Source organism: Massilia sp. X63, from assembly GCF_041023745.1.
Taxonomy (GTDB): domain Bacteria; phylum Pseudomonadota; class Gammaproteobacteria; order Burkholderiales; family Burkholderiaceae_D; genus Telluria.
The window spans coordinates 1-18,497 of record NZ_JBFTEF010000027.1 but is presented as its reverse complement, the minus strand read 5'-3'; the positions used below and the strand labels follow the sequence as shown (position 1 = coordinate 18,497).

Below are 18,497 nucleotides of genomic sequence, written 5' to 3'. Positions count from 1 at the left end.
TTTGCCAGATCGATGCCGATTGTCGTAATCTTCATGATGACGCCCCCCTCGATGTCGTGGTGAGTTGACACTTCCACTTTGGCACATCGATGCCGTTTCGGGAGGGGGCGTCCATCCCATTGCCTTTTTACACGCCAGGCAAGCCATGCATATGCGTGTACGACTTAGCGCTTGCGCAGCACAGCTTGCGCGTTACAGCTGAATAAAGTGCTCGCGGTAATAGCGCAGCTCTTCGATCGACTCGACGATGTCGGCCAGCGCGGTGTGCTTCTGGTGTTTCTTGAAGCCCGAGGCCAGTTCCGGCTTCCAGCGGCGGCAGAGTTCCTTCAGGGTCGACACGTCCAGGTTACGGTAGTGGAAGAAGGCTTCCAGCTTCGGCATGCCGCGCGCCATGAAGCGGCGGTCCTGGCAGATCGAGTTGCCGCACATCGGCGATTTGTTGGACGGGACGTATTTCTTGAGGAAGGCGATCAGTTCCTGCTCGGCCTGGGCTTCGGTGACGGTGGAGGCCTTGACGCGGTCGATCAGGCCGGATTTGCCGTGGGTGCCCTTGTTCCAGTTGTCCATCTTGTCCAGGGTCTCGTCCGACTGGTGGATGGCGAACACCGGACCCTCGGCGATGACGTTCAGGTCGGCGTCGGTGACGACCACGGCGACCTCGATGATGCGGTCGTTGTCCGGATCCAGGCCGGTCATCTCCATGTCCACCCAGACCAGGTTGAATTCGTTCGGACGCACGGACGCGGCTGCGCCCGGGCCTTCAGTTTGTATAGCTTGTGACATAATTCTCTCTTTGCCTTGATTGGCGCCACGCTGCGTGGTGCCGCTTTGTTTTGTCGTAATCCTGCATTTTCTCACAGGCACAGCATGTCTTCACTCGGGTTTTCCGTATTGTTCGTCGTTTTCTTCGCGCTGACGCTTGGCGTGCGCTTCTGGCTGGCCAGCCGCCACATCGGCCACGTGCTGCGTCACCGCGCCAGCGTGCCGGCCGAGTTTGCGCCCAAGGTCCCGCTCGCCGCGCACCAGAAGGCGGCCGACTACACGGTGGCCAAGACCCGGCTCGGCATCGCCGCGATGCTGTGGGGCGGCGTGGTGCTGATCGGTTTCACCCTGCTGGGCGGCCTGCAGGCGCTGTCCACCGCCCTGCTGGGCCTGACCGGCCCGGGCATGGCGCACCAGATGGCCCTGGTGGTGGCCTTTGCCGTGGTGTCGAGCCTGCTCGACCTGCCCTTCGACTGGTACCGCCAGTTCGTGCTGGAACAGCGCTTCGGCTTCAACAAGATGACGCCCCGCCTGTGGATCGCAGACATGCTCAAGGGCGCGCTGGTCGGCGCCGTGGTCGGCCTGCCGCTGCTGTGGGTGATCCTGGCGCTGATGGAGAAGAGCGGCGAACTGTGGTGGCTGTGGGCCTGGTGCGTGTGGAGTGGCTTCCAGCTCCTGATGATGGTGCTCTACCCGACCGTGATCGCGCCCATGTTCAACAAGTTCACCCCGCTGCAGGACGCCACTTTGCGCGAACGCATCGAAGCCCTGATGGCGCGCGTGGGCTTCGCCTCGAAGGGGCTGTTCGTGATGGACGGCAGCAAGCGCAGCGCCCACGGCAACGCCTATTTCTCGGGTTTCGGGGCCAACAAGCGCATCGTCTTCTTCGACACCCTGCTGTCGCGCCTCGAGCCGCACGAGATCGAAGCCGTGCTGGCGCACGAACTGGGCCACTTCAAGCTGCGCCACATCGTCAAGCGTATCGCGGTGATCTTCGCGCTGTCGCTGGCGTTTCTTGCGCTGCTGGGCTTCCTGAAGAACCAGGCCTGGTTCTACACCGGCCTGGGCGTGCTGCCGCTGATGCAGGCCTCGAACGACGGCATGGCCCTGATCCTGTTCGCGCTGGTGCTGCCGGTGTTCACCTTCGTGCTGTCGCCGCTCAGCTCGATCACCTCGCGCAAGCACGAGTTCGAGGCGGACGCCTTCGCCGCCAGGCATACCGATAGCAGCCACCTGGTGTCGGCCCTGGTCAAGATGTACGAGGACAACGCCTCGACCCTGACGCCGGACCCGCTGCACTCGGCCTTCTACGATTCGCACCCGCCCGCTTCGGTGCGGGTGAAGCACCTGACCATGGCGGCCGCATGACGATTCCAATGAAACTGAGCGACCGACACTGCATCCACGGCGGCGCGGCGCTCGACCCGGCCACGATCCAGGGCCGCCTGCTGGAGGTGCCCGAGTGGCAGGTCATCGACGGCAGCCTGGCCCGCGAATACGACTTTGCCAGCTACCGCGCCACCATCGCCTTCGTCAACGCGGTCGCGAACATGGCCGAAGAGCAGGACCACCATCCGGAGATGACGGTGGGCTACCGCCGCTGCCGGCTCGCCTATACCACCTACTCGGCCGGCGGCGCCATGAGCGACAACGACTTCATTTGCGCGGCCCGGGCCGACGCGCTCTACCTGCAGCAGGGTGGCGCATGAGCGAACTCAAAGGCACCATCATCGCGGCGCACGGGCGCCACTACCTGGCCGACGCCGACGGCGAAAAACTGCAGTGCGTTACCCGCGGCAAGAAGACCAATGTGGCGGTGGGCGACGTCGTGCACCTCAAGCGCACCTCGAACGACCAGGCCGTGATCGAGAAGATCGCCGACCGTAGCACCCTGCTCTACCGCTCGGACCAGTACAAATCGAAACTGCTGGCGGCGAACATCTCGCGCCTGTTCATCGTCGTCGCCACCGAGCCGAGCTTCGCCGACGACCTGGTCTCGCGCTCGCTGGTGGCGGCCGAGGCGGCCGGCATCGAGGCCCACATCATCCTGAACAAGGTCGACGTCGAGGAACCGCTGGCGCGCGCGCGCGAACGCGTCGGCTTGTACGCCTCGCTCGGCTACCCGGTGCACGAACTGTCGGCGCGCGCGCGGCCCGAGCACGCGGTCGAGACATTGAGCCCGCTGCTCGCCGGGCAGTCGTCGATCTTCATCGGCCAGTCGGGCATGGGCAAGTCGTCGCTGATCAACCTCCTGGTGCCGGACGCCGACATCGCGGTGCGCGAAATCTCGGAAGCGCTCGACACCGGCAAGCACACCACGACCTTCACGCGCCTGTACTGGCTGCCCGGCAGTTCGCCCAAGGCCGCCTCGATCATCGACTCGCCAGGCTTCCAGGAATTCGGCCTGTACCACCTGACCGAGGGCATGCTGGAGCGCGCCTTCGTCGAGTTCAAGCCCTACCTGGGGGGATGCAAATATTACAACTGCCGCCACCTGGCCGAACCGAGTTGCGCGGTGCTGGGCGCGGTCGGGGAAGGCAAGATCGCGAAGATGCGGCACCAGCTGTATGCGCAGCTGCTGCACGAGTCCTCGCAGACCCTGTATTGACCATCCGTTTGATTTCCTGAACCGCTTTCCCTAGCGGAAAGCAAAAACCCTTATAATTCAAGGGATAACAGTAAAGCAAAGACGATATGCCAGTCGCAAAGCCCATCAAGCACTTCCTGCAGTTCTCCGACTTTTCCGCCGACGAGTTCGAATACGTCATCGAGCGCGCCAAGGTCATCAAGCGCAAATTCAAGGCCTACGAGGTCTATCACCCGCTGGTCGACCGCACCCTGGTGATGGTGTTCGAGAAAAGCTCGACCCGCACCCGCCTGAGTTTCGAAGCGGGCATGCACCAGCTGGGCGGCGCCGCGATCTACCTGAACACCCGCGACAGCCAGCTGGGACGCGGCGAGCCGGTGGAAGACGCGGGCCAGGTCATGTCGCGCATGTGCGACATCATCATGGTGCGCACCTTCGGCCAGGACATCATCGAGCGCTTCGCCGCCAATTCGCGCGTGCCGGTGATCAACGGCCTGACCAACGAACACCACCCCTGCCAGGTGCTGGCCGACATCTTCACCTTCTACGAGCACCGCGGCCCGATCGCGGGCAAGACGGTGGCCTGGATCGGCGACGCCAACAACATGCTGTATTCCTGGCTGCAGGCGGCCGAGGTGTTCGGCTTCCACCTGAACGTCTCCACGCCCAAGGGCTACGACCTCGACCCGAGCCTGGTCTCGACCCAGCGCTACACCCTGTTCGACAACCCGTCGGACGCCTGCGCGGGCGCGCACCTGGTCAACACCGACGTCTGGACCAGCATGGGCTACGAGAAGGAAAACGCCGAGCGCCTGAAGGCCTTCGACGGCTTCATCGTGGACGGCGCCAAGATGGCGCGCGCCGCGCCGGACGCCCTGTTCATGCATTGCCTGCCGGCCCACCGCGGCGAAGAAGTGGCCGCCGAGGTCATCGACGGCCCACAGTCGGTGGTCTGGGACGAGGCGGAAAACCGCCTGCACGTGCAGAAAGCCCTGATCGAATACCTGCTGCTCGGCCGGATCGAAGACAAGTAAACATTTTTCACCACCCTAGTTTGATCGTCGGCCCCGTTGTTTCCCAGGCGGGCCGGCTGACCATCCCGACCCCACCTCCCTCCCCACACTGGAATCTTCCATGAGCGACATTAAAAAAGTAGTCCTCGCCTACTCCGGCGGCCTCGACACCTCGGTCATCCTGAAATGGCTGCAGGATCACTACAACTGCGAAATCGTCACCTTCACCGCCGACCTCGGCCAGGGCGAAGAGCTGGAGCCTGCGCGCGCCAAGGCGATCAAGTTCGGCATCAAGCCGGAAAACATCTACATCGACGACGTACGCGAAGAATTCGTGCGCGACTTCGTGTTCCCGATGTTCCGCGCCAACACCGTGTACGAAGGCGAATACCTGCTGGGCACCTCGATCGCGCGTCCGCTGATCGCCAAGCGCCTGATCGAGATCGCCAACGAAACCGGCGCCGACGCCATCTCGCACGGCGCCACCGGCAAGGGCAACGACCAGGTGCGCTTCGAGCTGGGCGCCTACGCCCTCAAGCCGGACGTCAAGATCATCGCGCCGTGGCGCGAGTGGGACCTGCTGTCGCGCGAGAAGCTGCTGAAGTACGCGGAAGACGCCGGCATCGAGATCGACATGAAGCACAAGAACGGCGGCGCGCCCTACTCGATGGACGCCAACCTGCTGCACATCTCCTTCGAAGGCCGCCACCTGGAAAATCCGAGCGCGGAAGCCGAGGAATCGATGTGGCGCTGGACCGTGTCGCCGGAGCAGGCGCCGAACGAAGCCGAGTACCTCGACATCGAATACGAGAAGGGCGACATCGTGGCCCTGAACGGCAAGCGCATGGGCGCCGCCGAAGTGCTGACCGAACTGAACCGCCTGGGCGGCAAGCACGGCATCGGCCGCCTCGACCTGGTGGAAAACCGCTACGTCGGCATGAAGTCGCGCGGCTGCTACGAAACCCCGGGCGGCGCCATCATGCTCAAGGCCCACCGTGCGATCGAGTCGATCACCCTGGACCGCGAAGTGGCGCACCTGAAGGACGACCTGATGCCGCGCTACGCCTCGCTGATCTATAACGGCTACTGGTGGGCGCCGGAGCGCGTCGCGCTGCAGACCCTGATCGACCACACCCAGCAGACCGTGAACGGCTGGGTGCGCGTGAAGCTCTACAAGGGCAACGTGATCGTGGTGTCGCGCGATTCGAAGACCGATTCGCTGTTCGACATGAACATCGCCACCTTCGACGAAGACGGCGGCGCCTACAACCAGGCGGACGCGGGCGGCTTCATCAAGCTGAACGCACTGCGCATGCGCATCGCCGCCAAGGCACGCGCCGCACGCGGCAAATAAGCTTTAGCAAGCTCATCAAGAGCCGCCTTCGGGCGGCTTTTTTCATGGCCGCGCCAGCGTCGTGGGGGGCACGTCGTGGGGGGGCATGTCTGACATTCCGGAGGTCTTGGGGGGTCAGGTCTGACATTCGGACACGAACTCGAGCGTTATTCGATCGTATTGCTCAGTCCGTGTCCAGATGTCAGACCTGACCCCGGTTGTCCGGTTGTCGGTTGTCGCCCCCGGTTGTGGTCCCGGTGGTCCGGACTGAACAATCAAGCCCATCCAATCTACCAACCCGACCTGGCATGACCTCTATCCCGCCCTGATCACCTGAACCGCGCCCCCCCCTTCCGCGCTAGAATGGCCGCTACTGCCCACCATCCGGCCCGCATGCTTCCTGACAACGATTCCGGCAGCGCCCACGTGCGCGACAGCGGCTCGCCCACGCCAGCGGCCGGGTGGCCGGGCTCGGCCAGTGCCGACGCCATCGCCATCATCTACAGCAACATCGAGGACGTCGTCTACCAGTACCGGGTCGAGGGCACCGACACGTTTCGCTTCATCTACGTCAACCCGGCCTTCTACAAGGCCACCCACCTGCGGCCCGAGCAGGTCATCGGCAAGACCGTCGACGAAGTCATCCCCGAGCCTTCACTGTCCATGGTGCGCGACCATTACCGCACCGCAATCCGCACCGGCCAGACCCAGCGCTGGGAAGAGCACACCGACTTCCCGGCCGGCCGCAGGGTCGGGCGGGTGTCGATCACGCCCGTATTCGATGCCGACGGCCGCTGCACCGACCTGGTCGGGACCGTGCACGACATTTCCGACGTCATCCAGCGCGAGGAAAAGCTGCAGCAGGCCCACCGCGACCTGGAGCAGGCCTTCGCCACCCAGGGACGGCTGGCCGAGTCGCTGCGGCGCGACGAGGAGCGCCTGGCGCTGGCCCTGAACGGGACCGGCGAAGGCGTCTGGGACTGGCGCATCGACGAGAATACGGTGAGCTACTCCGGCAAGTGGCGCGACATCATGGGGGTGACCGGCGAGGTGAGCAGCAGCCAGGAGCAGACCTGGAGCAGCCGCATCCATCCCGACGACGCCGCGCGCGTGCAGCGCTGCTTCGCACGCTACCTGGCCGGAGAAACGCCGGCCTACACCTGCGAGTACCGGATCCGGCGCTTCAGCGGCGAATGGGTCCGGGTCCGCTCGCGCGGCAGCGTCGTCGAGCGCGGCGCGCAGGGCCAGCCGCTGCGCGTGATCGGCACCCTCACCGACATCACCGAAGCGCACGAGATGCGGCAGGCGCTGGCGGAGAGCCACGAACGGCTCGCCAGGCTGGCGCAGCAGGTGCCGGGCGCCCTGCTCGAGCTGGTGCAGGGCGCCGACGGCAAGCTGGCCTGTCCGTTCATCAGCGACATGGCCACGCCCCTGTTCGGACTGTCGCCGCAGGCGATCCAGGCCGACCTGGGCTGCCTGGGCGCACGCATCCCGCCGCTGCACCTGGTGCGCCTGCGGCGCGCCCTGGCGCGCTCGGCGGCGCAGCTGCAGCCGCTGCACGCCGAGTTCAAGTTCGAGATGCAGGCGGGCGAGTACAGCTGGCGCGAACTGATCGCGACACCGGCCCCGGCCGCGGACGGCGGCACCGTGTGGTACGGCTTCATCGACGATATCAGCAGCCGCAAGCACAGCGAAGAAACGATTCGCCAGTTCACCGAAAAACTCGAACGGCGCGCCAACTACGACACCCTGACCGGCCTGCCCAACCGGGCCCTGTTCCGCGACCGCCTCGAGCAGGCGATCCGCCGCGCCGAGGACGAGGGCGGCGAAGTGGCGCTGCTGTTCATCGACCTCGACCGCTTCAAGGAAGTCAACGACCTGCTCGGCCACGATGCCGGCGACCTGCTGCTGGTCGAGGCGGCGCAGCGCATCCAGGCTTGCGTGCGCAAGGGCGACACGGTGGCGCGCCTGGGCGGCGACGAATTCACGGTGATCCTGAGCGAAACGCGCGAACTGGTCCACGTCGAGGCGGTCGCCCAGGCGATCCTGGACGCGCTCGCCCGGCCCTTCCCGGTCCGCCAGGAGCTGCTGCACATCGCCGGCAGCATCGGCATCGCGCGCTACCCGGAAGACGCGCGCGACCCGGAAGAACTGATGCGCAACGCCGACCACGCCATGTACCGCTCCAAGTCGGGCGGGCGCAACCAGCTGACCTTCTTCGAGGCCAACATGCAGGCGGCCGCGATCCGCCGCCTCAAGCTGCTCGCCGAGCTGCGCAACGCCGTTCCTGCCAATCAGCTCGAGCTGTATTTCCAGCCGATCGTCGACCTGTCGTCGAACCGGATCGTCAAGGCCGAGGCCCTGCTGCGCTGGCGCCATGCCTCCGGCGCCCTGCTGTCGCCCACGACCTTCATCGAAGTGGCGGAAGAATCCGGCCTGATCCACGAGATCGGCGACTGGGTGTTCCGCACCGCGGCGCACTACTCGAAACGCTGGACCGACATGCTGGGCCGTGATTTCCAGATCAGCATCAACAAGTCGCCGGTGCAGTTCCAGCCCCAGCTCGATGCCACCGACTGGGTCGCCCACCTGGACGCGATCCAGCTGGGGGCACGCTGCATCAACGTCGAGATCACCGAAGGCCTGCTGCTGAACCTGTCCGACACCGTGATGGCCAAGCTGGCGACGCTGCAGTCGAGCGGGATGCAGGTGTCGATCGACGATTTCGGCACCGGCTATTCGTCGATGAGCTACCTGAAGCGCCTCGACATCGATTACCTGAAGATCGACCAGTCCTTCGTCAAGGAGGTGGTACACGACAATTTCAGCCGCACCATCACCGAGACCATCATCGTCATGGCCCACAAGCTGGGCCTGAAGGTCATCGCCGAGGGGGTCGAGACGCCCGAGCAATGCGCGGCCCTGTGCCGCGCCGGCTGCGACTATGGCCAGGGCTTCCTGTTCTCGCGCCCGGTGCCGGCCGACCTGTTCGAAACCATGCTGGCATGGCAATAGCCCACGCCGGCTGCCAGGCGCTCAGGCGCCGTTGCGCAGGTCGTCGACCGGCTCGTGCCCGAAGCGCTTGTCCAGCAGGCAGTCCACCAGCTTGATCGCGCAATCGCGCGGCGACACCAGCACCCCGCCCTCCTTCATGTCGACGAAGCGCTGCTTGAGCGGGAACTTCGCATCCGGCGTGGCCCGGATCTCGGCCTGCATGTCGGTATCGATCACGCCGGGCGCCAGGCTGACGCAGCGCACCCGCGGGTCGGCGTCGAGCGCCACCGCGCGCGCATGCTGGTCGAGCGCGGCCTTGGTGGCGCAGTACACGCTCCAGCCCGGATAGGCGCTGCGGCCGGCGCCGCTCGAGACGTGCAGGATGCGCCGTTCGGCCTGTGGCGCGGCCTGCACGAAAGCCGCCGCCAGCGCCAGCGGCGCGCCGACGTTCAGGGTGGCCGCGCGCAGCGCCGCCAATGGGTCCTGTTCGGCCAGCGGGCCCACCGGCGTGACCACCCCGGCATTGTTCACCAACAAGGCCGTGTCGCAGCCGGCCAGGAAGGAGCGCAGCGCGTGCCCCTGCAGCCAGGCGCCCAGCGCTTGCGCGTCGCCCAGGTCGACCGCCGCCTGCTCCATGCCCTCGCCAATCTCCGCATGCCCGCGCGCCAGCCCCAGCACCGGGATGCCGCGCGCCACCAGTTCCGCCGCCACCGCGGCGCCCAGGCCACGCGAGTGGCCCGTCACGACTGCCTTGATCATGCCGCCTCCACGAGATGAGTACTAGATGAACACCGGTTCCGGCTCCAGCGCCACGCCGTATTTTGCCGCGACGTCGGCCTGGATCGCGCGCGCCAGGCGTACCACGTCTGCGCCCGTGGCCTGACCCAGGTTGACCAGCACCAGCGCCTGCTTCGGGTAGACCCCGGCCGCGCCCAGGGCCCGGCCCTTCCAGCCGCACTGGTCGATCAGCCAGCCGGCGGCCAGCTTCTCGCTGCCGTCCGGCTGGGCGTGGTGCACCAGCGCGGGATACTGCGCCAGCAGCCGCTCGCACTGCGCGCGGCTCACCACCGGGTTCTTGAAGAAGCTGCCGGCGTTGCCGATCTCGGCCGGGTCGGGCAGCTTGCGGCGCCGGATCGCCTCGACCGTGCGCCCGACGTCCGCCGGGGTGGGCGACGCGATACCGGCTTCTTCCACCGCCCTGGCCAGCTCGGCGTAGCGCAGGTTGGGGGTCCAATCCGCCGGCAGGGCGAACGTCACGTCCAGCACCACCAGCTCGCGCCCTTCCGGATGCTTGAAGATGCTGTCGCGGTAGGCGAAGCGGCAGGCCTGCGCGTCCAGGGTGCGCACTTCGCCGCTGGCCATGTCGTAAGCCGTGAGCGAGTGGAACACGTCCTTGGTTTCCGTGCCATACGCCCCCACGTTCTGGATCGGCGCCGCCCCGACCGTGCCGGGGATCAGGGACAGGTTTTCCAGTCCGCCCAGGCCCTGCGCCAGGGTCCACTGGACAAAAGCGTGCCAGTTCTCGCCGGCCTGGGCCCGCACCAGGATCCTGCCGTCCTCCTCGCCCAGCACTTCCTTGCCGAGGCCGGCCATGTGCAGGACGATGCCGTCGAAGTCGCGCGTGAACAGCATGTTGCTGCCGCCGCCCAGCACCAGGCGCGGCAGCCGGGACAGGGCCGGGTCGCGCCGCACGGCGTCCAGTTCCGCCGCCCCGCTCACCCGCAGGTAATGGCGGGCCCGCGCAGGGAGGCGGAAGGTGTTCAGGGAGGCGAGCGGAAAGTCGTGGAGGATGGGCACTTGCATAAGGTGACAGTGTTTTTGGTCATTATAGAGGCAAGCTCGGGTCGAGCTGTTGCCGTGTGGGCAAATCTGATGGCCTGCGCGATGCGTTGTCCGTTAAAATAGAGGGATTCGTCTATATGCATCATCAAGAAAAAGGAAAACGCCATGCCATCGTTTGATGTCGTCTGCGAAGCAGACATGGTTGAAGTGAAGAACGCCGTCGAACAATCGAACAAGGAAATCACCACCCGCTTCGACTTCAAGGGCAGCTCGGCCAACGTCGAGCAGAAGGAACGTGAACTGACCCTGTTTGCCGATTCCGACTTCCAGCTCGGCCAGGTCAAGGACGTTCTCATCAACAAGATGGCGAAGCGCAAGGTCGACGTCCGCTTCCTCGACGAAGGCAAGGTCGAGAAGATCGGCGGCGACAAGGTCAAGCAGGTGATCAAGGTGCGCAACGGCATCGAGACCGAAGACGCCAAGAAGATCACCAAGGCCATCAAGGAAAGCAAGATGAAGGTCCAGGCCAGCATCCAGGGCGAATCGGTACGCGTCACCGGCGCCAAGCGCGACGACCTGCAGGCCGCCATGGCCCTGCTGCGCAAGGACATCCAGGAGCTGCCGCTGGCCTTCAACAATTTCCGCGACTAAACAGCGCGGACGAGGGCGACGCGGCGTGGCGGCTGCCGCGTCCAGGAGTAGAATGACGGCCGTGCGACGCACGGCTGGTCGATGCATATGTACACGTAGGGAACTACGGCGGTTTAAGGATTGCAATGAAACGTGTTGATGATTTCCGCCTGAAACTGGGCAACAAGGAATACGTGCCCATCATGATCGGCGGGATGGGCGTGGACATCTCGACCTCCGAGCTGGCCCTCGAGGCCGCCCGTCTCGGCGGCATCGGCCATATCTCCGATGCGATGGTGCAGGACGTGTCGGACCGCAAGTTCGACACCACCTTCGTCAAGGACAAGACCAAGCTCTACAAGTTCAACATCAATAACATGAACAAGGCGGTGGTGCAGTTCGACCTCGACCGCCTGGCCGAGGCGACCCGCCTGCATGTGGGCTCGACCATGGAAGCGAAGAAAGGCGACGGCCTGATCTTCGTGAACTGCATGGAAAAGCTGACCATGAACGCGCCCAAGGAAACCCTGCGCACCCGCCTGTCGGCGGCCATGGACGCCGGCATCGACGGTATTACCATGTCGGCCGGCCTGCACCTGGGCTCCTTCGAGCTGATCAAGGACCACCCGCGTTTCCGCTCTACCTTCCTGGGCATCATCGTATCCTCGGTGCGCGCGCTGCAGCTGTTCCTGAAAAAGGTCTCGCGCCTGAACCGCCTGCCCGACTACATCATCGTCGAAGGCCCGCTGGCCGGCGGCCACCTGGGTTTCGGCATCGATGACTGGAAGCAGTACGACCTGCACACCATCATGGACGAGATCCATGCCTACATGCGCGAGCAGCAGCTCGCCATCCCGGTCATCGCCGCGGGCGGCATCTTCACCGGCACGGATGCGGTCAGCTTCCTGGAAAAAGGCGCGGGCGGCGTGCAGGTGGCAACCCGCTTCACCGTCACCCACGAGTGCGGCATGCCTGACGAGGTCAAGCAGGAATACTTCCGCGCCAGCGAGGAAGACATCATCGTCAACGGCGTATCGCCAACCGGCTACCCGATGCGCATGCTGAAAAGCACGCCGGCGATCGGTTCCGGCATCCGCCCGGGCTGCGAATCCTACGGCTACCTGCTGGACGCCACCGGCAACTGCGCCTATATCAACTCGTACAACCGCGAGGTGCAGGCCAGCCCGGACGGCAAGAACATCTCGGTGCTGGACAAGACCTGCCTGTGCACGCACATGCGCAACTTCAACTGCTGGACCTGCGGCCACTTCACCTACCGCCTGAAGGACACCACGCACCGCCTGGCGGACGGCAGCTACCAGATCCTGTCGGCCCAGCACGTGTTCGAGGACTACCAGTTCAGCGTCGACAACCAGATCGCACTGCCGCCGAAGCAGGAAACCGTCGCAGCCTGACACCGGCTTCGTTTGCTGTTCCAACTCGTCGAAGCCACGATTTTTCGTGGCTTCGTGCTTTATGCGCCGCGCATAACGGAACAGGTGTAATCTGATTGCCCCACGAGCGCTTTTCGCGAGGGTTATCGGCATGTCGTCCATCGAAGCGTCCGCGCAGGTCTGTTTCCTGACCGATGACGACGGCAAGGTCGCGACCTGGAATCCCGCCTGCGCGGCGCTGTTCGGCTGGACCCCGGAGCAGGCGCCCGGCCGGGCGCTCACCGACCTGGTCGCCGCCGACCGCAGCTGGCCCTCGCTGGCCGCCGCCGGCGGCGCCAAGCTCCGGATGCGCTTTGCCGGCGGGCGCGAAGGCCTCGCCTCCCTGTTCCTGCTGCGCCAATACGACGCCCGCGGCGAAGCGCTGGGCTGGAGCGCCACCGTCCTGATCGCACCGGCCGACGCGCTGTCCGAAGCCGAACGGGTCGGCAATACGCCGCTTTCGGACGTGGTCGACCTGCTGCCCGGCACCTTCTACGCGATCAACCGCGCCGGCCGCTTCATCCTCTGGAACCACAACCTCGAGCGCATGACCGAAATGACGCCGGACGAGCTCGCGGCCGCCCATGTGTTCGACATGTTCGAGCCTCGCGAACGCGCCCAGGCCGTGGAACATTTCGCCCGCGTGTTCGACGAAGGCGCCGAGGTGTCGATGGAAATGAACTACGTGGCGCGCAGCGGGCGCGAGACGCCGATCATCGTCGGCGGCGCGCGCGTGGCCTGCAACGGCGGCCACTACCTGTTCGGGATGGGCATCAGCATCGCCAAGCGGCGCGAGAAGGAACGCCAGCTGCTGCTGCGCGAACGGGCGCTGCACGCGGCCAACAACGGCATCGTGATCACCCGCTGCGCCGGACGCGACAACATCATCGAATACGTCAACCCGGCCTTCGAGCGCATCGCCGGCTACCCCGCCTCCGACGCGATCGGGCGCGACGCGCGCTTCATGGCGGCGCCCAGCTTCGACACCCACGAGCGCAGCCAGGTGCGCCTGGCCCTGGCCGAACGGCGCGGCGTCAACGTGGTGTTCCGCAACATGCGCAAGAACGGCGAGATCTTCTGGAACGACCTCTCCATCACGCCGGTGCGCGACGAGTACGGCGAGGTAACCCACTTCATCGGTATCCTGCAGGACGTCACCGCGCTCAAGCAGCGCACCGAGCACCTCGAGCACGAGATCAACCACGATCCCCTCACCGGCCTCGCCAACCGCACCCTGCTGTGGGACCGGCTCGACCATGCGGTGCACCTGGCCCACCGCCACGGCACGATGGCGGCGGTGGTGCTGGTCGACCTCGACAACTTCAAGACCGTCAACGACACCTTCGGCCACGAAGCGGGCGACGTGGTGCTCAAGGTGGTCGGGCGGCGCCTGCTGGCGGCGGTGCGCGACAGCGACACCGTGGCGCGCATGTCGGGCGACGAATTCGTGCTGGTGCTGGTCGACCAGCCCTCGGTACGCTTCACCCTGCGCATGGCCGAGCGGCTGCGGCGCGCCATGACGATGCCGGTGGCCTTCGGCGGCAACCAGATCCCGGTCGGCGCCAGCCTGGGCGTGGCGGTGTTCCCGCAGGACGGCGCCATGCCCGCCGAACTGGTGCGGGCGGCCGACATGGCGATGTACCACGTCAAGGGCAACGGCGGCGGCGTGCATTTCTTCTCGCCCGAGATGCGCTCGGCCAGCGAACGGCGCGCGGCGCTGGCCGACAGCATCCGCAGCGCCCTCGAGCACGACGAGCTGTTCCTGTTGTTCCAGCCGCGCATGGACGCGCGCAGCGGCAAGGTGCGCGGCTTCGAGGCCCTGCTGCGCTGGCGCCACCCGAAGCATGGCATCATGCTGCCGGCAGCCTTCCTGGCCGAGGCCGAGGAGTCCGGCAAGATGATCGAGATCGGCAACTGGGTGCTGGACCAGGCCTGCGCCTTCCTGCAGGAACTGCGCCGGCTCGGCTATACCGGTCTGCCGGTGTCGGTCAACGTCTCGCACCGCGAACACAGCCAGCACGGCTTCATCCAGGGCCTTGCCGAGCGCATGGCGCGCTACGGATTGCCACCGGGCAGCCTCGAGATCGAAATCCCCGAAGCCGACCTGATCCGCAATCCCGGGCCCGGGCGCGACCTGTCGGCACAGCTGCGCGAGGTCGGCGTGGCGCTGTCGCTGGACGAATTCGGCACCGGCATCTCCGACCTGTCCTTCCTGCGCCAGCTATCGGTGCGCCAGGTCAAGCTCTCGAAGGCGGCGGTGCACGACATCGCCGGCGAAGGTAACGGCAGCAGGCTGGCCAAGACCCTGATCGACATCGGCCACAACCTCGAACTGGCGGTGGTGGGCGAAGCGGTCGAGACCGAGGCGCAGGTGGAATTCCTGCGCTCGCACGGCTGCGACCAGTTGCAGGGGCAGTGGTTCAGCGAACCGCTGGCGCCGGATGCCGTGCGCGCGATGCTGGATCAGCGCTATCACGCGCAGTAAATGCCCCTACGACAAACCTGGTCAGCCGTCCCGGTTGATGCGGTTGATCAGGGCGCCGAGCACGTCCTCGGCCATTTCATTGTCCACCTGACAAGTGCCGGCATTCTCGTGCCCGCCCCCGCCGTACTCCAGCATCAGGGCGCCGATGTTGGTGGCCGAAGTCCGGTTCAGGATCGACTTGCCGGTGGCGAATACCGTGTTCTGCTGCTTCACGCCCCACAGCACGTGGATCGAGATGTTGGTCTCGGGGAACAGCGCATAGATGATGAAACGGTTGCCGGCGTAGATCACCTCTTCGTCGCGCAGGTCGAGCACCACCAGGTTGCGGTGGACCCGCGCGCAGCGCCGGATCTGCTCCTTGCAACGCTCGCTGTGCTCGAAGTACAACGCGGTGCGCTCGCGCACGTCGGGCAGTTCCATGATCTGCTCGATCGAGTGCCGGGCGCAGTAGTCGATCAGGGCCATCATCAGCTGGTAGTTCGAGATCCGGAAATCGTGGAAGCGGCCCAGGCCGGTGCGCGCATCCATCAGGAAGTTCAGCAGGTTCCAGCCCTGCGGAAACAGCACCTCGTCGCGCGTGAAGCGCGCCGCGTCGCCCTTGTCGACCGCCGCCATCATGTCGTTCCACGCGGACGGGAAGCTGTGGGCGCCGCCGTAGTGGTCGTATACCACGCGCGCGGCGGACGGCGCCTCCGGATGGATGATATGGTTCTCGCGTATGCCGGTATTCCGGATGGTTTCCGACAGGTGGTGGTCGAACGACAGGTGGGCCGCCGCCACATAGGGCAGGTTGGTCGTGATGTCGCGCGCGCTGATCGCGATCTTGCCGTCCTGCATGTCCTTCGGATGCACGAACAGGATGTCGTCGATCAGGTCGAGGTGCTTCAGCAGCACCGCGCACACCAGGCCGTCGAAGTCGCTGCGGGTAACGAGTCGGAATCTTGCGTGGTCGGCTGACATCGGCACATCCTTTCATTAGGCGGAACGCGGACAGGGCAGCAGCGCGGAACCATGGGCCGCTCCCGAAAGATCATACCTTGCAATGTTTCCGGTTGTCAGCCTTTGCGATGGCGCATCCTGGCTGGGCTGGACGCAATCCATTCCCCGGATCGTGCAGGCTGTCGCAAGGGGCTGGCCGCATGGGAGCGCCAGGAGTAAAGTTGCATCATTCCAACAGTTGTAGCGGACGGAAATGTTGTATTTCCGGTACGCGCAGGCGGCGACGCGGTACACTCGCCGCTTGCACCAGAGTAAACGAATCCATATGCAAGCAAGGAACACAAGCCCGCACCTTTTCTCGAGCGTCCTGTCGTGGCTCTACCGCGGCTTCGACGCCGTGGCGACCTGGGTCACCCAGCTGTCGTGGTGGAAGTTTTTCCTGTTTGCGATCCTGACCCTGATGGCTGGCGCCATCCTGCAGGAAGAACTGTTTTCGGGTCCCGCCGAAGAAGACGTCACGCGCGCCGAGCGCGACGCCCGGCGCGGCGGCGATGCCGCCATCCTGATCGACGAAAGCGGCATCCGTTTCCATCCGCGCAACCGCCCGCGCAACGGCGCCACGCCGCAGGAGCCGCCCGCGCCGCCGGTCCCGGCCGACGCAAGGGATGCGCCGGATGCCGCGCCAGCCGCCCCCGCCGCACCCGCCGCACCGGCCGCACCGGCCGCGCCGGCCATGGGCAGCAACGGCGAATCGGTGCACATCGAACTGCCGCCGCAGATCAGCGAGGAACTCTCCAACGCCATCGACGCGGCCGTGGAGGATGCGGCCGAGCAGAAGGTGTCGCGCTACCACAAGCAGGCCTCGACCTGGTTCATGAACTTCGTGGTGCTGTTCGTGCTGGCCCTGTTCGGCACCAAGGCCCTGGTCGGCGGCAAGAAGCGCGCCGAAGCGCAATCGCAGGTGGCCAACGCCGCCGCCGAGCGCGAAGCGATGCAGCGCCAGCTGTCGGAAACCCGGATGCAGATGATGCAGGCCCAGGTCGAGCCGCACTTCCTGTTCAACACCCTGGCCTCGGTCGAGCACCTGATCCAGGTCGATCCGCCGCGCGCCTCGGCCATGCAGCGCAGCCTGATCCAGTACCTGCGCGCGGTGCTGCCGCAGATGCGCGACAACGCCGTGGTCACCGGCCTCGGCCGCGAAGTGGACATGGTCACGGCCTACCTGGACCTGCTCAAGATGCGCATGGAAGAGCGCCTGACGGTGGTGATGCAGGTGCCCGAAGGCCTGCGCAGCGCGGCCTTCCCGCCGATGATGCTGCAGTCGATGGTCGAGAACGCGATCAAGCACGGCCTCGAGTGCAAGCCCGAGGGCGGCACCCTGAAGATCACCGCCGAGGTGGTCGACAGCAAGCTGCTGGTCACCGTGACCGACGACGGCGTCGGCTTCGGGGTGGTGCCGAGCGACGGCACCGGCCTGGGCCTGCAGACCATCCGCGACCGCCTCAAGCTCCTGCACGGCGACGCCGGCCAGTTGCACATCGCGGCCAACAGCCCGAGCGGCGTGATCGCCATGATCGAGGTGCCGTACCAGCTGTCGAAGTAAGAACGTATCCATGCAAGCCGACTTGCCTGTGCCGCGGTTTCATTGAATAATTGTCAAATCACTATAGTTACAGAGACGACCATGCCGACTGCCGCACCTACCGCCGCACCTACTGCGATCATTGCCGACGACGAACGCCTGATGCGCGACCAGTTGCGCCTGCGCCTGTCCGAGGCCTGGCCGGAACTGGACATCATTGGCGAAGCGAAGAACGGCGAGGAAGCCGTGCAGCTGGTCGAGCAGCTCAAGCCGGACCTGACCTTCCTGGATATCCGCATGCCGGGCAAGACCGGCATGGAAGCTGCGCGCGAAATCGGCGACCGCAGCCAGATCGTGTTCGTCACCGCCTATGACCAGTACGCGGTGGAGGCCTTCGAACGCGGCGCGATCGACTACGTGCTCAAGCCGACCGAACCCGAGCGCCTGAAACTCACCGTGGACCGCCTCAAGAGCCGCCTGGAGCGCCCCAACGAACGCGCCGGCGTCAACGACAGCGTGCAGGCCATGCTGTCGCAGCTGGCCGAGAAGATCGCCGCGCCCAAGCCCAAGCACCTGCAGTGGATCCAGGCCAGTATCGGCCAGGACCTGCGCATGATCCCGGTCGAGGACATCCTGTTCTTCCGTTCCGACGAGAAGTACACCTGCGTGCAGACCGCCAGCTTCGAAGCCCTGATCCGCAAGCCGGTGCGCGACCTGGCCGAGGAGCTGGACCCGTCGCTGTTCTGGCAGATCCACCGCGCCACCCTGGTCAACGTCAACGCCATCGAAGGCGTCACCCGCGACATCCGTGGACGGCACCTGGTGCTGGTCAAGGGCCGGCCGGAGAAGCTCGAGGTGAGCCGGAGCTTCCTGCATCTGTTCAAGCAGATGTGATCGGATGCGGGGACGGGGGCGAGTGCGGCGATCGCGCACCCGCTCCGGCGCCCCGCCCCCCCC

15 protein-coding genes are annotated in these 18,497 nt (G+C 65.7%); 11 read left to right on the top strand and 4 right to left on the bottom strand.

Going from position 1 to position 18,497, the window contains the following annotated elements:
* Positions 1–192 precede the first annotated feature (192 nt).
* Complete coding sequence (orn, locus tag AB3347_RS25440; RefSeq protein WP_369094449.1) at positions 193–783, bottom strand: oligoribonuclease; 591 nt, start codon at positions 781–783, stop codon at positions 193–195.
* A gap of 84 nt (positions 784–867) precedes the next feature.
* On the opposite strand from orn, the gene AB3347_RS25435 reads away from it, so the two are divergent.
* The 6 genes from AB3347_RS25435 to AB3347_RS25410 all read left to right on the top strand — a co-directional run bounded on the left by AB3347_RS25435 (position 868) and on the right by AB3347_RS25410 (position 8,710).
* Positions 868–2,130 carry a M48 family metallopeptidase gene (locus tag AB3347_RS25435; RefSeq protein WP_369094448.1) on the top strand — a complete coding sequence of 421 codons (1,263 nt, stop codon included), beginning with the start codon at positions 868–870 and terminating at the stop codon, positions 2,128–2,130.
* Positions 2,127–2,471: a 4a-hydroxytetrahydrobiopterin dehydratase gene (locus AB3347_RS25430; RefSeq protein WP_369094447.1), complete on the top strand. Its 345-nt coding sequence runs from the start codon at positions 2,127–2,129 to the stop codon at positions 2,469–2,471. Before AB3347_RS25435 ends, AB3347_RS25430 begins: the two co-directional genes overlap by 4 nt.
* On the top strand, positions 2,468–3,370 hold the full coding sequence (gene rsgA, locus AB3347_RS25425) for a ribosome small subunit-dependent GTPase A (protein ID WP_369094446.1): 903 nt from the start codon (positions 2,468–2,470) through the stop codon (positions 3,368–3,370). The genes AB3347_RS25430 and rsgA overlap by 4 nt, the downstream gene beginning before the upstream one ends.
* Positions 3,371–3,456: 86 nt before the next feature.
* Complete coding sequence (gene argF, locus AB3347_RS25420) at positions 3,457–4,383, top strand: ornithine carbamoyltransferase (RefSeq protein WP_369094445.1); 927 nt, start codon at positions 3,457–3,459, stop codon at positions 4,381–4,383.
* 100 nt (positions 4,384–4,483) lie between these two features.
* Positions 4,484–5,716, top strand: a complete 1,233-nt coding sequence (locus tag AB3347_RS25415; RefSeq protein ID WP_369094444.1) for an argininosuccinate synthase — start codon at positions 4,484–4,486, stop codon at positions 5,714–5,716.
* A 342-nt stretch (positions 5,717–6,058) separates the two neighbouring features.
* The gene (locus tag AB3347_RS25410) at positions 6,059–8,710 is read left to right on the top strand and encodes an EAL domain-containing protein (protein WP_369094443.1); all 2,652 of its coding nucleotides are present in this window, start codon (positions 6,059–6,061) and stop codon (positions 8,708–8,710) included.
* Positions 8,711–8,731: 21 nt separating this feature from the next.
* Here AB3347_RS25410 and AB3347_RS25405 read toward each other — a convergent pair whose 3' ends face one another.
* Both AB3347_RS25405 and murB read right to left on the bottom strand, forming a co-directional pair.
* The gene (locus tag AB3347_RS25405; protein WP_369094442.1) at positions 8,732–9,448 is read right to left on the bottom strand and encodes an SDR family oxidoreductase; all 717 of its coding nucleotides are present in this window, start codon (positions 9,446–9,448) and stop codon (positions 8,732–8,734) included.
* A 21-nt stretch (positions 9,449–9,469) separates the two neighbouring features.
* Positions 9,470–10,492 (bottom strand): UDP-N-acetylmuramate dehydrogenase, encoded by a 1,023-nt coding sequence (gene murB / locus AB3347_RS25400; protein WP_369094441.1) that lies wholly within the window; start codon positions 10,490–10,492, stop codon positions 9,470–9,472.
* A 144-nt stretch (positions 10,493–10,636) separates the two neighbouring features.
* Between murB and AB3347_RS25395 the strand changes: the two genes are divergently transcribed.
* The 3 genes from AB3347_RS25395 (at position 10,637) to AB3347_RS25385 (ending at position 15,019) form a co-directional block, all read left to right on the top strand.
* Positions 10,637–11,122, top strand: a complete 486-nt coding sequence (locus tag AB3347_RS25395; RefSeq protein ID WP_369094440.1) for a YajQ family cyclic di-GMP-binding protein — start codon at positions 10,637–10,639, stop codon at positions 11,120–11,122.
* 125 nt (positions 11,123–11,247) lie between these two features.
* Positions 11,248–12,516: a nitronate monooxygenase gene (locus AB3347_RS25390; RefSeq protein ID WP_369094439.1), complete on the top strand. Its 1,269-nt coding sequence runs from the start codon at positions 11,248–11,250 to the stop codon at positions 12,514–12,516.
* 130 nt (positions 12,517–12,646) lie between these two features.
* Positions 12,647–15,019 carry an EAL domain-containing protein gene (locus AB3347_RS25385; protein ID WP_369094438.1) on the top strand — a complete coding sequence of 791 codons (2,373 nt, stop codon included), beginning with the start codon at positions 12,647–12,649 and terminating at the stop codon, positions 15,017–15,019.
* Between the two features lie 21 nt (positions 15,020–15,040).
* Here the strand turns inward: AB3347_RS25385 and AB3347_RS25380 are convergent, their stop codons facing one another.
* Positions 15,041–15,979 (bottom strand): exopolyphosphatase, encoded by a 939-nt coding sequence (locus tag AB3347_RS25380; RefSeq protein WP_369094437.1) that lies wholly within the window; start codon positions 15,977–15,979, stop codon positions 15,041–15,043.
* A gap of 304 nt (positions 15,980–16,283) precedes the next feature.
* Here AB3347_RS25380 and AB3347_RS25375 point away from each other — a divergent pair, with 304 nt between their 5' ends.
* Complete coding sequence (locus AB3347_RS25375) at positions 16,284–17,561, top strand: sensor histidine kinase (protein WP_369094436.1); 1,278 nt, start codon at positions 16,284–16,286, stop codon at positions 17,559–17,561.
* An 81-nt stretch (positions 17,562–17,642) separates the two neighbouring features.
* Entirely contained in the window at positions 17,643–18,434 is a 792-nt protein-coding gene (locus tag AB3347_RS25370) for a LytR/AlgR family response regulator transcription factor (RefSeq protein ID WP_369094435.1), read from the top strand.
* The last annotated feature ends 63 nt before the right edge of the window (positions 18,435–18,497 follow it).

Coding starts and splice junctions, on each gene's coding strand:
- AB3347_RS25370 (WP_369094435.1), top strand. CDS start 17,643: ATGCCGACTGCCGCACCTACCGCCGCACCTACTGCGATCATTGCCGAC.
- AB3347_RS25405 (WP_369094442.1), bottom strand. CDS start 9,448: ATGATCAAGGCAGTCGTGACGGGCCACTCGCGTGGCCTGGGCGCCGCG.
- AB3347_RS25415 (WP_369094444.1), top strand. CDS start 4,484: ATGAGCGACATTAAAAAAGTAGTCCTCGCCTACTCCGGCGGCCTCGAC.
- AB3347_RS25395 (WP_369094440.1), top strand. CDS start 10,637: ATGCCATCGTTTGATGTCGTCTGCGAAGCAGACATGGTTGAAGTGAAG.
- AB3347_RS25430 (WP_369094447.1), top strand. CDS start 2,127: ATGACGATTCCAATGAAACTGAGCGACCGACACTGCATCCACGGCGGC.
- AB3347_RS25380 (WP_369094437.1), bottom strand. CDS start 15,979: ATGTCAGCCGACCACGCAAGATTCCGACTCGTTACCCGCAGCGACTTC.
- AB3347_RS25435 (WP_369094448.1), top strand. CDS start 868: ATGTCTTCACTCGGGTTTTCCGTATTGTTCGTCGTTTTCTTCGCGCTG.
- AB3347_RS25410 (WP_369094443.1), top strand. CDS start 6,059: ATGGCCGCTACTGCCCACCATCCGGCCCGCATGCTTCCTGACAACGAT.
- argF (WP_369094445.1), top strand. CDS start 3,457: ATGCCAGTCGCAAAGCCCATCAAGCACTTCCTGCAGTTCTCCGACTTT.
- AB3347_RS25390 (WP_369094439.1), top strand. CDS start 11,248: ATGAAACGTGTTGATGATTTCCGCCTGAAACTGGGCAACAAGGAATAC.
- orn (WP_369094449.1), bottom strand. CDS start 783: ATGTCACAAGCTATACAAACTGAAGGCCCGGGCGCAGCCGCGTCCGTG.
- rsgA (WP_369094446.1), top strand. CDS start 2,468: ATGAGCGAACTCAAAGGCACCATCATCGCGGCGCACGGGCGCCACTAC.
- murB (WP_369094441.1), bottom strand. CDS start 10,492: ATGCAAGTGCCCATCCTCCACGACTTTCCGCTCGCCTCCCTGAACACC.
- AB3347_RS25375 (WP_369094436.1), top strand. CDS start 16,284: ATGCAAGCAAGGAACACAAGCCCGCACCTTTTCTCGAGCGTCCTGTCG.
- AB3347_RS25385 (WP_369094438.1), top strand. CDS start 12,647: ATGTCGTCCATCGAAGCGTCCGCGCAGGTCTGTTTCCTGACCGATGAC.